This is a genomic window from Bradyrhizobium sp. LeoA1Lang (genome assembly GCF_055413685.1).
Genome location: NZ_JBVAPG010000106.1, coordinates 1 through 13,030, shown reverse-complemented (window position 1 = coordinate 13,030; position 13,030 = coordinate 1). Strand labels below are relative to the sequence as shown.

19 protein-coding genes are annotated in these 13,030 nt (G+C 62.3%); 4 read left to right on the top strand and 15 right to left on the bottom strand.

The window, feature by feature from the left end:
* Window positions 1-3: 3 nt before the first annotated feature.
* The 14 genes from ACZYOF_RS29120 to ACZYOF_RS29055 form a co-directional block, all read right to left on the bottom strand.
* Window positions 4-2,340 carry a phage tail length tape measure family protein gene (locus tag ACZYOF_RS29120; RefSeq protein WP_463717944.1) on the bottom strand — a complete coding sequence of 779 codons (2,337 nt, stop codon included), beginning with the start codon at window positions 2,338-2,340 and terminating at the stop codon, window positions 4-6.
* A gap of 5 nt (window positions 2,341-2,345) precedes the next feature.
* Complete coding sequence (locus ACZYOF_RS29115; protein ID WP_463717943.1) at window positions 2,346-2,639, bottom strand: DUF1799 domain-containing protein; 294 nt, start codon at window positions 2,637-2,639, stop codon at window positions 2,346-2,348.
* A 113-nt stretch (window positions 2,640-2,752) separates the two neighbouring features.
* Window positions 2,753-3,079 (bottom strand): hypothetical protein, encoded by a 327-nt coding sequence (locus tag ACZYOF_RS29110; RefSeq protein ID WP_463717942.1) that lies wholly within the window; start codon window positions 3,077-3,079, stop codon window positions 2,753-2,755.
* Window positions 3,080-3,121: 42 nt separating this feature from the next.
* Window positions 3,122-4,060 (bottom strand): phage tail tube protein, encoded by a 939-nt coding sequence (locus tag ACZYOF_RS29105; protein ID WP_463717941.1) that lies wholly within the window; start codon window positions 4,058-4,060, stop codon window positions 3,122-3,124.
* A 4-nt stretch (window positions 4,061-4,064) separates the two neighbouring features.
* Complete coding sequence (locus ACZYOF_RS29100) at window positions 4,065-4,226, bottom strand: hypothetical protein (RefSeq protein ID WP_463717940.1); 162 nt, start codon at window positions 4,224-4,226, stop codon at window positions 4,065-4,067.
* On the bottom strand, window positions 4,223-4,666 hold the full coding sequence (locus ACZYOF_RS29095) for a phage tail terminator protein (RefSeq protein WP_463717939.1): 444 nt from the start codon (window positions 4,664-4,666) through the stop codon (window positions 4,223-4,225). Before ACZYOF_RS29095 ends, ACZYOF_RS29100 begins: the two co-directional genes overlap by 4 nt.
* Window positions 4,663-5,217, bottom strand: a complete 555-nt coding sequence (locus ACZYOF_RS29090) for a phage virion morphogenesis protein (protein ID WP_463717938.1) — start codon at window positions 5,215-5,217, stop codon at window positions 4,663-4,665. The genes ACZYOF_RS29095 and ACZYOF_RS29090 overlap by 4 nt, the downstream gene beginning before the upstream one ends.
* Window positions 5,217-5,645 carry a gp436 family protein gene (locus ACZYOF_RS29085; RefSeq protein WP_463717937.1) on the bottom strand — a complete coding sequence of 143 codons (429 nt, stop codon included), beginning with the start codon at window positions 5,643-5,645 and terminating at the stop codon, window positions 5,217-5,219. The genes ACZYOF_RS29090 and ACZYOF_RS29085 overlap by 1 nt, the downstream gene beginning before the upstream one ends.
* Window positions 5,642-5,806 (bottom strand): hypothetical protein, encoded by a 165-nt coding sequence (locus ACZYOF_RS29080; protein WP_463717936.1) that lies wholly within the window; start codon window positions 5,804-5,806, stop codon window positions 5,642-5,644. Before ACZYOF_RS29080 ends, ACZYOF_RS29085 begins: the two co-directional genes overlap by 4 nt.
* 7 nt (window positions 5,807-5,813) lie before the next feature.
* Window positions 5,814-6,017 carry a hypothetical protein gene (locus tag ACZYOF_RS29075; protein WP_463717935.1) on the bottom strand — a complete coding sequence of 68 codons (204 nt, stop codon included), beginning with the start codon at window positions 6,015-6,017 and terminating at the stop codon, window positions 5,814-5,816.
* A 138-nt stretch (window positions 6,018-6,155) separates the two neighbouring features.
* The gene (locus tag ACZYOF_RS29070) at window positions 6,156-6,473 is read right to left on the bottom strand and encodes a hypothetical protein (RefSeq protein ID WP_463717934.1); all 318 of its coding nucleotides are present in this window, start codon (window positions 6,471-6,473) and stop codon (window positions 6,156-6,158) included.
* A gap of 11 nt (window positions 6,474-6,484) precedes the next feature.
* Window positions 6,485-7,390 carry a Mu-like prophage major head subunit gpT family protein gene (locus ACZYOF_RS29065; protein WP_463717933.1) on the bottom strand — a complete coding sequence of 302 codons (906 nt, stop codon included), beginning with the start codon at window positions 7,388-7,390 and terminating at the stop codon, window positions 6,485-6,487.
* A gap of 43 nt (window positions 7,391-7,433) precedes the next feature.
* The gene (locus ACZYOF_RS29060; protein ID WP_463717932.1) at window positions 7,434-7,859 is read right to left on the bottom strand and encodes a hypothetical protein; all 426 of its coding nucleotides are present in this window, start codon (window positions 7,857-7,859) and stop codon (window positions 7,434-7,436) included.
* A gap of 52 nt (window positions 7,860-7,911) precedes the next feature.
* A complete protein-coding gene (locus ACZYOF_RS29055) occupies window positions 7,912-8,979 on the bottom strand; it encodes a phage protease (RefSeq protein WP_463717931.1) in 1,068 nt (355 codons plus the stop codon).
* A gap of 165 nt (window positions 8,980-9,144) precedes the next feature.
* Here ACZYOF_RS29055 and ACZYOF_RS29050 point away from each other — a divergent pair, with 165 nt between their 5' ends.
* From ACZYOF_RS29050 to ACZYOF_RS29035, 4 genes are all read left to right on the top strand, one after another.
* Complete coding sequence (locus tag ACZYOF_RS29050) at window positions 9,145-9,393, top strand: hypothetical protein (RefSeq protein ID WP_463717930.1); 249 nt, start codon at window positions 9,145-9,147, stop codon at window positions 9,391-9,393.
* 46 nt (window positions 9,394-9,439) lie between these two features.
* Window positions 9,440-10,711, top strand: a complete 1,272-nt coding sequence (locus tag ACZYOF_RS29045; protein ID WP_463717955.1) for a phage head spike fiber domain-containing protein — start codon at window positions 9,440-9,442, stop codon at window positions 10,709-10,711.
* A gap of 8 nt (window positions 10,712-10,719) precedes the next feature.
* A complete protein-coding gene (locus tag ACZYOF_RS29040) occupies window positions 10,720-11,100 on the top strand; it encodes a hypothetical protein (protein WP_463717929.1) in 381 nt (126 codons plus the stop codon).
* Window positions 11,101-11,265: 165 nt separating this feature from the next.
* On the top strand, window positions 11,266-12,300 hold the full coding sequence (locus ACZYOF_RS29035; RefSeq protein WP_463717928.1) for a hypothetical protein: 1,035 nt from the start codon (window positions 11,266-11,268) through the stop codon (window positions 12,298-12,300).
* 125 nt (window positions 12,301-12,425) lie between these two features.
* Here the strand turns inward: ACZYOF_RS29035 and ACZYOF_RS29030 are convergent, their stop codons facing one another.
* Window positions 12,426-12,806 (bottom strand): nuclear transport factor 2 family protein, encoded by a 381-nt coding sequence (locus ACZYOF_RS29030; protein WP_394567835.1) that lies wholly within the window; start codon window positions 12,804-12,806, stop codon window positions 12,426-12,428.
* Between the last annotated feature and the right edge of the window lie 224 nt (window positions 12,807-13,030).

Sequence of the window (13,030 nt, the reverse complement as noted above, 5' to 3'; positions counted from 1 at the left end):
CGATCATCGCCGCACCCCGGCCGGCTTGGCGCCGTAAACATTGCGGAATGCACGTTGTGTCGCCGAGCCGGGGCGCGACATCGCAGCGGCATTCTGATCATCCAGCGTCAGTTCGATGCGGCGGTTGCCACGGCCATCGCTGGCCTGCTGCGCGTTGACCGACGTGCCGGCGGGGACATTGTTGACATTCACCGTCACATCACCGGGCGCCCACATCGGCAGATCCGACGATGCGGATGAGCCGCCAACACGGCCGCCGCCGGCATAGCCTTTCGCGGTTCGGCGCAGCCGGTCCAGGAAGGCGACGCCGAGGCCGCGCGTGGCATCCTGGTCAAAGACGTATTCATCACGATGGACGACGCCGGCCGGCTGGTACTTCCCGCCGGCGCCGGTGTAGCCACCGCGATCAAACACCAACGGCGCGCCACCAACCGAAGTCGGGCCGACCGCGCCTGCGATCGCACCACTCGCGGTGAGGCTCGGCACACCGAGGCCGAGGATACTGAGGATGCCGCCACTGCCGCCACCGAGTACGCCCATCAGCGACTGGAAGATCGGCATAGTGATCTGCGTCTTGATTGCCATTTCGGTCAGGCCGCGCGAGAAGCTCTTTGCAAGATCCAGCACGCCTTGACCGGCCTCCTTGGACCGGTCGACGATGTCCGCGAGCCCGGTCGTGACCGAAGAAAACTGCGATGTCGCGAACTGGTCGAGCTGCTTGTTCGCATTGGAGGCGTCGTTGATGGCTTGCTGCAGTCCAGGCAGATTCGACCCGGCGACCTTGGCCGCATCCGATGTATCGCGCAGCGCCTTGCCGAGCGCGACCTGCGCAGCGGTCATTTGCTCGGTATTGCTCGGATCAAGCAAGCCCTGAGCCACCAATGCGCGCAACTGATCGTTCGCGGCCTGCTGTGCCTTGGCCTGGTCGTAGATGCCGATCGACGCCTGTTGCCCGACGCGCGTCATCTCAGCCTGGGCGCGCGTGACGGCGAGGATCGCTTCCGTCTGCGACTTCGTGATCGAGACGCCGTTGAGCGCCGCAGCATTGATTTCGAGCTGCTTCTGGCGAACCAGATCCTCAGTTTGGCCGAGCGGTCCCAGGAGCGAGAGGCGCTGCTGCGCTTGCTGGTTGGCGAGCTGCAATTCCTGTTGTGTCTTCGGCTGCGCAGCGCCGCCCCAATCATAGTCACTACGCTTCAAGCCCTGCGAACCGGGAATGAGCGCTTGCCCTTGATCGGAAGCCCTATTTGTTATGGCGTTGGCCGCGCCGGCGACGACCCCGACAACCGGACCGACGAAGGGCAGCCCGGAAGCGCCGGTAGTGAGCACTTTCTTCAGCCAATCCGGAACCTGGATTCCGGTGAGCGCCGATGCGATCGAGACCACCGACGATTTGAAATAGTTGACCATCTTCGTGGTCGCGGTATTCCAGGCGTCGTCGAACTCGCGTGCCTTCCGGATCAGGTTGAGCTCGGCCGACTGGTTGAACTCGACTGCCCCGTTTAACGCCGATTTTATTCCCGTGCCGCCTTGCTCCATGAAGCGGACCCAGGCGGCATCGCTCGGCAGTCCGGCCTCGCGCAGGATCTTCATCTTCTGCACGTCGCTGCTGGACCGGGCGACGAGGTCGGCAACGCTGGAAAGATAGCCCTCGAGATCCTTGGCGCTCTTGCCGTTGGCGATCATCAGGCCGTTGAGCGAACCGGCATTGCGTTGCGCCTGGTAGACGCTATCGGCGAAACCGGTGATGCCCTTCGCGAAATCGTCCTCGCTGATGCCCTTGAACGAGGTCGCCTGCTGAAGCTGATGCAGCTTGCCGACGGAAAGATCGGTCGACCGCGAGAGATCGTCGAGGGCGAGCGAGCTTTTCACAACGCTGCTGGTCGCGGCCACAAAGCCCGCCGCGAGTCCGACGACGCCGCCGGCGAGCAACCGCGTCGGCGTCAAGACGCCCATCACCTGTCTGGCGAAGCCGCCGACGCTGCCTTGCGAATTGGCGAAGATATCGCCGACCTGGGTGCCTTGCTGGATCAGCACCGTGAAGAACGACTGGCCCGACGCGAGCGATACGCCGATGTCCTGCACCTGGCGAGATAGGTTGACCAGCTCGTGCCGGGCAAGGCCGGCCGACTTGGCGACATTGTCGTTGGCGGCGCCGGCGGCCCTGGCGGCGGCAGCCGCGGCGTCGCTGGAGTTTCCTGCGGCGCGCTTGAGATCTTCTTGCGTCGCCTTCGTCGCAGTCTTGCTCTGATCGCTGACGTCCTTGACGGCAGCGGTCGCATCCTGCGCCGCCTTGCGGGCGCCGGAAGCATCACCATCGATCACGAGCGAGACGCGCATCGTCGTTAGTCAGCCTTGTTCAGTGCCGTGGAAGCTTCGTCCTCCATGACGCGGAGGCCGCGCCACAGCTCCGGTGTGATGGCGATGCCTTCGGCTTCCAGGCCGACGCGCACCGCGGAATAGTCGAGGCCGATCCAGATCGGCATCATCGGCGCAAAACCGCCGCCCGCCGGCGTGGTGCGCCATTGCGTGCAAACAGCGAGGAAGGCCTGCACGATCTCGACATGCTCCGGCCAGACGCCGTCGCTGCCGTCCTCCGCGTCCGCGGGATCGCGCAGCGCCTCGATCAGTTCCGCCATCGACTCCGGATCGAAGTTGAAGCGGCGCGCGTCCTCGATCGCCTTGGCGTCGTCGTCCGTTTCCGATGGGGCCGCCGACAGGGTGCCGCGCGCCCATTGCCGCGCGGCCCATCTCAGTTTCCCAGCTTGACCTTGGTGACGGCGAGACCGTAGTGCGCCAGCAGCGCCTGACGGACATACTGCGCGTTCAGGATGTCGGCCCGCAGCTCCGCGGTATAGGGAATGGCCCGGCCGTCGTCGTCGGTCAGATCATGGAAGCTGTCGACGATCGCTTCCAGGAAGTCGTCGATCCCCGCCTGTGTCGTGAGATCGAAGATGCGCGCCTGCTCAGTGTCGACGTAGTTAAATGTGGTGCGGAGCGTATCTTCGATGTGCCCGTCATCGGCCGGCACGAGAATGGTCACGTCGTGGGTGAAGGTGCGCTTCTTCGAGATCTTCATGGTTTCACGTCCTGACTTGTGAAAGGCGGTTTGAAAGGCGGTTTACGTGAGCGTGAGCGTGAATTGGTCGTTGCCGGCGACTGGTTGCGGTGCGAGCACCAGCGGCCATTCGGCGACCCCCTGATTGTTCTGGTAGCCGGTCGGCCGCAGTATCTGGCAGGCCGGCGCGGCGATGGTGCAGATGTTGCCGCCAGCCGTGCCGTGCACGATGCTGGACGCAACGGTCGTTTGCGCCTTGGCCAGGCCGTAGACATCGAGCGTGGTGACCGGCACGGCCTCGACGGTCATGTTGATGCGCTCGGCGCGATCGACCAGCTCGATGCTCTCGCTGTTGACCAACAGCCGCGGCTCGACCTGGCAGGCGAAGTCGAGGCTGAAGTTGCGCATCACCAGCGGCACGGCGTTGACGGTGAAGGTTGGCGTGTTCGCCTTCGACACCACGAGCGGCTTCTTGAACGCGGTGAGCGTCGGCACCGCGGGCGTCGCTTCGGTCGGATCGACGTAGAGGCCCCAGAACTGCCAGCGGATGATCGGGATGCCCTGGGCGTCCTGGGTGACGGTGCCGGTGCCGCGCGCACCCCGCAGCGCATGCAGCGTCGACCCCATCCAGAACTTCATGTAGGCGCTCTCGATCGAGTCGGAGATCGGATTGTAGGCGACCGACGTGGTCGGCGTGAGCACCTCGGCAAAGCCGGCGGCGCGGATCAGCGGTCCCCAGGCCGGCGCGACGCCGGCGGTGCCGGATCCCGCCAGCTCGGTATCGAACTGCATGGTCGCATAGAGCCCGGCGGGAATCGTGCCCTGGTTGCCCAGATAAGGGATGATCAGATCGCGGCCGAGATCCTGTCCCTCCATCGGGCTGATCGTGATGTTCTTGGCGAGAATGGCGTTGGTGGCACCGGTCAAGGTCGGATCGGTCCCGTAGGCCGTTTCGAGCTTCGCCAGCATGACCATCTTCCGGAATTTGATCGGGGTCGCCATCGCCTTACTCCTTCGCCTTCTTCGCCGTCGATCGAGCGGCCGGTTTCTCGGCCGGCGCGGTGTCTGCCGACGCGGGCTGCGCAATCTCTCCGGCGCGCGTCAGCGTGCCGTCCTTCTGGCGGATGTAGCTGCTGCCCTCGCGCGGCAATTCCGGTTGCTCGCTCATGAAACGATCCTGAGTTGGTCCATCAGCTCGAAGTCGATCTGATAGAGGATGATGCCCTTGCCACCGGGGATCAGGCGGCCACGCGTCGCGAAGAACACGCCGACCGCATCATCCGGCGCCCAGCCGGCGATCGTGGTGATCACTTTCTGCACGAGCGCATCGATCCTGGGCAGCGCGCCGCGCGCCTTCACGTCGCCGCGCGCCTTGATGCAGATGACCACGCCGACCGCTTCGGCGAGCATCTGGATGTGCACGTTGACGGAAGACTGATCGCCGCCGCGGCTGTCAAAACCGAGCGGCACGACGAAGGCCGCGACGTCGCGCTGCGGCAGCGCCTCTTGCTCCACCAGGGCGGCGAGCTCGGCAATGCCCTCGATCAAGCCGTTGAGTTCCGGCACCTCGCTGTCGATGCGCTGCGCGACCGAATCCACAAGTGTCATCGGCCGGCTCCTTCGCCCGCGATCCAGTCTTCGCCGATTTTGATGATCGCGCGCTCATCAGCATCGTCGAGGCCGATGAACGGCCGCGCCGGCATATGGATGGTGCGCTCGCCGATCTGCGCCTTCCTCGCGCGATCGGCTTTGCGCGGCTTCGCGAAGCGGCTGACGCCCGTCTTCTTGTTGGTCTTGAAATGCAGCACGGCTTCGCGTGCGGCCTGGCGGATCACCCCGCCGAATTGATGGATCGCGCCATAGATGACGTTGGTGCCGAATTCGAGTCGCGTAGCGCTCGCCTGATAGATCATTGAACGGTAGAGCCGCGCTTGCCTGCCGATCAGAGTCTTGCCGCCATGCTTGATCACGCGCAGCGAAGGCGGCCACGGCGTACCCGATGGCGAGACGCCGCGATCCCAGCGGTGATGCGTCGAGGTGATCAGCATCTCGCCGATGTTCTCGAACATGCCACGGGGATTTTCGGCACGCGCGATATAGCCGCCGAGCTGGACGAGCGCGGCTTCCTGTTCGGTGAGCCTCAGCATCACGCCGGTCATCAGATGAAGCCCTTCATGTTCTCGGGCGTCAGCGGCCGTTCGCGGTCGGTGGTGCGCACACCGGTCGCACCGGATGATTCCGGCTCCACGCCCTCGACGTCGAGCCGCACGCTGCCGGCCGAAATCAACGCCAGCATCTTCAGCGCATCGGTGTAGTCGGTCCGGATCTTGTCGGCGACGGTGTCGCGATGGAGCTTGTAGACGGCGATCGCCTGCGCGAGGTCGCGCAGCAAGGGCGGCGTCGACGACAGCGGCAGCTCGTAACGGCCCTTTAAATAGCCGTCGATCATCGCGTCGGTGTCTTCGAGCGCGCGCGTCACTACGTCGGCATCAATCTCGCCGGTAGGCGGCGATGCGCGGTCGGTGAGATCGACCAGGAGATCGGTGCCGAAGCGTTCGACCAAGTCGGCCTGTGAAGCGTAGCTCACGATGCGCGCTCCTGATCGATTGTGCGGAACACATCGCCGGCCCGGCGACCGCGGATCTTCTTGCCGTCAACCAGGGCGATGTCCTGGAGCAGCGATACCGTGCCATCGCCGTGGTCGACGACGACTTCCCTCGGCCAGCGCTGATGCGGAGCGAGATGCATCGCGGGCCTATCGTTCGGTGAGCTGGCGATCGACATAGTCGGCGACATCGCCGCGCGCTCGCATCAGCGACACGACCGCGTTGGTCAGCGAAGGATCGGCGCCGAGATTCTCGACCGCTGCGATGGCTTCCGCGATCGCGACCTCGGCCGGCGTCTGCAGGTCAACCCGCGCCCGCCGTGCGATCTCGCCGCGAACAATCATGATGGTCATGCGACCCTCCGGTTGGTCGTTTCACTTGGTTGACGCCGCGGCGGCTCGTCCGGAAGCCGCCGCGGCGTCTATCGCGCACCGTTGTCAGGACCCGAACCAGTTGCGCATGATTGCGGGATCGGTGCGCGAATTCGGTGGTCAGGTTCGGCGAACGATAATCAGGTCGCTGTCGGACTCGATCGCCAGCAGCTGATCGTCTGTCAGCTCCGCGAGCGGAATGGTGATGCCGGCCTGCGGGAACGCGATGCCGGCGCGCCGGCGGCCGGTCGCGGCCTTCGACTTCACCGTGATCGACGGAGCCGCATCGTCGGCGTCGGGATCTTCCGTCCCGGACTTGCCTGCAGATGCAGCGACCGCTCCATCGACCTTGATATCGGCAGCGATCGCAATCTGGGACGTGGGCTGACTACCGGCGGCCGCTGCGCCGCCCTGATCCTTGCTTGGCTTCTTTCCCATGGCTCACCCGATCAGGCGATCCACGGCACGACGGCGACTTCGGCCGTGCCGCGATAGATGTTGGTGGCGCCGGAGGCGTTGTTCTCCGCATTGATCAGCTTGAGGGCGTTCGCCTCGAGCGACGGCGGCACCACGAGCAACGGCTTCACCGAACCCTGCAGCACGTTGAGCGGACGGCCATAGTCACCCTTCATGCCCATCAGCGCGGCGCGTGCGGCGGCGTAATGGGTCTCGTCCAGCGTCTGCTTGGAGCCCCATGCGAACTGCCAGAGGCCATAGCCGGCGTTGCCGCGGCCGTCCCAACCGTACTGGAATTCCTTCTTGTTGAAGACGTTCTCGTCGGTGGGACGATCGAGCGCGACGAACTCGCCGGATTTGCGGAGCTGCCAGATGATGGGCTTCAGCACCTTCGAAGTGTCGAGCAGGAACCAGGGCGTTCCGTTCCCGCCATCGGTATTGGCGACCGACTGCGGCACACCATTGGCATCGAGCACCGGGTGGTCGGTGTCGAAGAAGAACTGGCCGTCGTAGCAATTGGTGCTGAAGCCGGCGACGAGCAAAGGCCAGCAAAGCTGATCCGGCCACGCCGCGACAGACTCGCCGAACGATGCGAAGATCGGAGTATAGATGCCGAGATTGTCATCCTCGATATCGTCGCGGTCGACGCCGATGGTCAACTCGAACGGCCGGTTCTTCAGCGTGTAGCTGGACTCGGAGAGGTTCTGCACGACGCGCGAGCCAAGCCATTCGCGCACGTTGGGGATCTTACCGAGCCAGCCGTAGGTTTCGGACTTGCTCGTTGACGGCACGACCGTGGCGATGCGCTGGTACATGGTCGTGGTCTGCTGGAGCTGGTTCTGGAACGTCGTCTTGAAGCCGACGCGGAGGTTGTCGAGGTTTTGGCGATTGACGATCATGGGAGTGGAGCCTGCGCTGGTTGAAGGGGAATTGAAGCGGCGTTCAGATCACGCCGCCAGGACCGATCGCGACCCAGACGCCCTGGGCGTCGACGTCGACCACCTTGCCGGCCACCGAACGAGCGGCACTGCCATCCGTCTTCGCGACCGTCTGATCGTCGACCACGTAGCAATTGGCGCCGATTTCAGTCCGCGTGATCTGATCGGCCGCCGCCGAATTGGCGAAGCGGAAGACGCCGGCCCGGACCTTGATCTTGATGTCGCCGTTGGCGCCGCCTGAATTGTCGGCGTAGTGCTCGGCGCGCCCGACTGCGACCAGACCCGTTGCAACGCTGCCGGGCGCCGCGTAGCCGGCATTCAGGACGGTGAGCGCGCCGGCATAGATCTTCGCAGCTCCCTTGACATCGTAGTGGTAGACGTCGGTCGCCGCGCGCCTCGGCGTCGTGCGATCGGCAGCAAGTGCAGTCATGTGCGTCTCCGTTGGTAGGCGGCGCCAGGCCGCTCAGATCCTGTGTGGGCGATCAATCAGCCGAGATCTCGGATGCCAGCGTCTTGGCGTAGTCGTCGGGCTTGATGCCAAGCAACTTCGCAGTGGCAAGCTGCTCGGCATTGAGCGAGACCTTGCCGTCTTTCACCTCCGGCGGCGTCGATGGCAGGATGGCGCTGTTGCCAATCTTTGGCATCGCATTGATCTCCTTCTCGACGCGAGCAGGATCGGCCATGTGCATGGAGATGTAGTGGTCTCGCAGCGGCTTCACGCCAACGCGGCCGTCGCGGATGGCGCCGTCGACAAAAGCAGTCGCCTTGTCACTCGCGCTCGTGTTCAGCGCGGCGGTCAGCTTCTCGCCGAGATCCTTCACCTCGCTCTGCAGCGCAGCGATGGTCTCGGCCCCGTTACCCTTTGCGCCGGTCGCGAGCGTGGTCACCGTTGCCGCAATCGTCGCAGCATCCGCATCATCCTTCAGGCCGGCCGCCTTCGCGATCGACTGCAGCGAGGTCGACGAATTCAGGCTCTTGATCTTGTCGATCGCGGTGGCTTCGTCGGCATCGTCGGCAAGGCCGAGGAGTTTGCGCAGCTGGGCAAGCAGATCCATAGAAGTCTCCGTGGAGTTGAGCGCGGTCATATCGCGCAGGTTCGGCGTGTTGGTGAGAGAGACGCGCGGCACGTCGAGCACGTTGCCGGCCTTGTCGTGGATCAGCACTGGCGAGATGAAGCGATAAGCCTTTTCGCTCATCAGCGCCGATCCTGCGGAGCTCCATTCCACGCGGCCATGAATGCCATCGGGCCGCGCCTGCATCTCGACGATCCAGCCGCGCGCTGGGGACGGGCCACCATTAGGCGCAGCGAGATCAGTTGCGTGATTTTCGTCGATCGGGATGCGCCCGCCATGGGCGTTGAGGCTCGCCTGCGCGAGTTTCGCCGCATCAGCGATGCGGTACGGCCCACGGCCATCGACCGTGGCGACTAGGCCGCTCGCGATCGGCACCAGCATAATCCATTCGGCGACGCCGCCGCTCGCATTGAGCGCGATCTCGGCGCCGACACCGCGAACCACCGTGATCGATTGATTTGCTTTTTTCCCCGACATGAGGCCACACTGGCCTCGTCGATGGCGATTCATAACCCTGACACCTGTCAGGGTGACTAACTAGACCCCGCCGCTTTACTGATGATGCAGCCGCCCGCCTCACGCGTGGCCGATGCGTTGTCTCGACGGGGATCCGATATGCCGAGTGAAATCTTAGCGGTTGGAATGACCGCTGCAAGTTCTTCCGACCAGGTCGTGGCCGCCGGCACACCTCTCACCGTCTGCCTCAAAGACGCTTCCGGTCCTTCGATTGGCGAGCTGGCGTGCGTGGACATCCTGCTGAAGGATGATGCCGGTCAGTATTTCCAGGTCGCCGTCCTCACTGCGCTCAGTCCCGCGCTCATGATCGTGGCGCCTGGCACGTATCGCTTCAGTCGGCGCGCCGGCGTCTCTTGCGGTGTCTTCAGTGGCTAATGGCGCTCAACTACTGACCCGGCCGCTGATGGAGCCGTTGGCGGATGTGCTCGCAAAGCCCGCCAACCTTGGGAGAGTGGACGCGCCGCCGTGGGTGCTGCGCGCTGGCGGGGTCGCGGCGGCCGTTGATATGGATTTCGTCAACCGTCGATATTACGGCGGCACTCTGTTTGATCTGCTTTCGTCTTCACGATCATCGACGGGGTATGCGCCCGATAGCACCGGAACTTTGATACAGTTTGCCAATAACGTTCCACGTATCACCGATCTTGGGTTCTTAGTCGAAGAGGCTCGCAGCAATCGCCTAACCGGTACGACGACGCTGAACTCTGCGCAGGGATGGGCGTACGCAGCGACAACACAAGGAACTCCCTCGATCACCGGCCCGGACGGCATCACAGCTATTCCGCGCTTGATTCCATCTACTGCGAATACCGCGCATTACGTGAAAGGCTCCGCAGGCACCAATCTAGTGAGCTATACGGCTGGCGTTACCTATACTTGGTCATTCTATTTTCAGTCCGGTGGCTATAGCACGATTATCATCGAGCGGCCCGATGCCACGGCTTTTACGAACAGCAGCGCGGCTGTCACCTACAATGCCTCCACGAACACCTGGAGCGGAACGACTGGTTGGATTGTCTCGGCCAGAGTACTGCCGAATGGGTGGACCTATATCACTATGACAACGACCGCCTCAGCGGATGTTGCCAGTACAGCCGGAATGGGTGCGATCTACATAAACACCTACGGAGGTTTTGCTGCCGATGGCACTTCAGGTGTCTATTTGTGCGACGTACAACAAGAGGTCGGCGCATATCCGACATCGTACATTTCAACCGCGTTCACAAGTGCTAGTCGCGCGGGCGATCAGCATCTCTCGAACGGCTTGTTGAAGGCGATCCTTTGCAGCGGGATGTGGACGGCGAGGACAGAAGTCAATTTCGCGTTCACGCCGACAGGTAGCGGCTGGTCGACGCTGGCCACAGTTGGTGCGCCAAATGACACGTACATATATGGGGGCACCTCCAATAGTTGGAATTCGTTCAAGGCGGCCCCGCCGGCTAACGTCGGGCTGTCGCGAGGATCATTCACGCCCGGCGCGCCCAGCCGAGGGGCAATTGCCACCAACCCCAGCGGGCGCAGTCTCACAAGCGGCGGTCTGACTCCCGTGACGGACACAAATCAACTCGGGGTTGGCGCTACAGATGTTTATGTAGGCGGGGCCGCTTCTGCGGTTCGCGTCGAAACAATCCGCAGGCTAACGGTCTGGCCAATCCGCGTATCTGATGCTGTTTTGGCAGCGATGATAGCATAGGTATCGACATGAAATTTCATCTCTTCAACTTCGCCGATGAGCAGGCCGCGAAAACCGATGCGGTTGTTGGTGCGTTCTGGATGCCGGGCGGCGGTCTCGAACTCCCGAATTGGGATTTGAGTGTCGTCTTCCCGGACAGGGAGGCGTACATCTCGCAGGTTCGTCAGGCCGGTTTCTGGATGATCGTGGCGACAGACGAGAGCAACACGTCGCTCGCGCAGCACGCTTCCTGCCGGCTTGCATGGGATAGCGACGATGCAGTGATCCTCGGCGGAACGTGGACGGGCAACGATATGGCGCAAGTGTTCGTGCAGCCCGAACCCGTTGGTTCTTACAACCCGTACAACGGTCTGCCGCCAGTCCCGCCAGAACAGCCGCCCGCGCAGTAGTCCACCGTTTTTGAGACCAGTGCCGGGCGCGCGGTATGGTGCCACCACCGGGCTCATGTCGCTTCCCACCGCGCGACCAAGCAACGTTGCACGCGCAGTCGAGGAGGCGCGAAGGTTACTGTACAATTCCACCGGAAGGCGAATCGCAGAAACCGGAGATAGCGGATGTTCGATAAGAAAACGGTTTTCATAATCGGGGCGGGAGCCGGTGTCGAAATAGCCATGCCGGTCGGAAGCCAGCTCAGCCACACCATCGCGGATAAGACGTACATCCGACACAAGGACTACAGTGCTGAGCTGAGAACAGGCGACTACGCCATCTCTAACGCTTTGAGGCGAATAACTATGGCTCGCGGGCTGGATTATAATGTTTGGCGTGCCGAGGCCTGCACGATCCGCGAGGGAATTTTTGAAACGCGGTCGATCGACGCGTACCTCAATACGCATAAGGACAATGAGGCTGTAAAGGTCGCCGGGAAGCTGGCTATAGTGCAGAGTATTCTAGAAGCGGAAAAGGACTGCGACCTGTACCGAGAGAATGGCAACTGGAGGAATAACGGCAAAGTCGCCAGTTCATGGTTTCCCGAACTTTTCTACGTCATGCAGGACGGGGTCGGCAAGGCAGACGACATCCGAAAGATTTTCTCGAACTTGGCCTTCATCACGTTCAACTACGACCGCTGCCTCGAACATTACCTATACTACACCATCATGAGGCTCTACCGGCTGAACGAACAAGAGGCCGCGGAGATAATGGCCTCGCTCGAGATTTATCGGCCGTACGGCCAGGTTGGCTCCTTAGATTGGGAACGGAAGGGAAAGACGAAGGTTGCGTTCGGCAGGAAAGACTACGGGGCCATTGAAGATCTGGCCGAAGAGATCAAGACGTTCAATGAGCAGATTGAAGACCAGGTTATTCTCCAAAACATACGAGGAACCATCAACACGGCTGCGAGGATCGTCTTTTTGGGTTTCCACTATCACAAGCAGAACATGGACCTGATGACGGTTACTGACGATGCAAAATCGATCAGACCAGCAGTCATCGCGAATGCATTTGATCGCTCCGGGCCGGAACTCAGCATGATAGAACAGCGCATAGCGAAGATGCTCGGCGAGAAGAGACCGGCTAAGTCGATTGAGCCGTACAGTAACGGTTGCAAGGCGCTGTTTAAGCACTACGCCGCGACCTGGATGTAATCAACAAGCCGGCAGTCACATTGCGACTTCTTGCAATATCTGCGCCCGATAGTCTCCGCGCATTGTCAGCTTTGTCATTAGCGGACGGCAGTTATCCACTCCCTCAGGGGGGCTTCGCGGCCACTCTACCCTGGGCGCTCGACAAGATGCGCACGCGAGGGTGCGGGGTCGAACCGGTCGCCGAAATACTGCGTTTCGTGAGCCACCAATCCCTCACGAAACTCCATGATGCTCACGACGTAGGACGGTACCCCGTCATAGGTCAGGACAAACTCGCTCACCCAGAGGTCGCCGCCGCCAACTATCCGCCGAACGGAGAAGCGCTTTTTGTTCGGCTGCACAAATCGGCTCTCTTGAATGTTCCTGCGGCCGTGGATGCGTTCGCCAGACTGCGGATAGTCGAGCACGGCATCCTCGCGATAGATGTCATGCTCGGCCTCGAAATCGTTTGCGTCTGAAGCATTCCAATGGCGCTGGAGCTCCGCCAATATGGTTCGATCGTCCATCTCGACCTCCGATTTAGGTGTCTCTCATCTCGTCGATCTTACGCCTCTCAAGGGGCGTCGTCCTCACTCCTTTCAGGAAAGCAACGGGGGCCGCTATGGGCCCAGGCCGTGTGAAAATGGTGCAACTTGGAGCGCACTGGCGCATTTCGTGGCCGCCGAGCTTCTAATTCGGTGGAATCGACCTCCTGTCATCTCAGTGGCAGCCTGGAGCTTCAGGTAGGCGC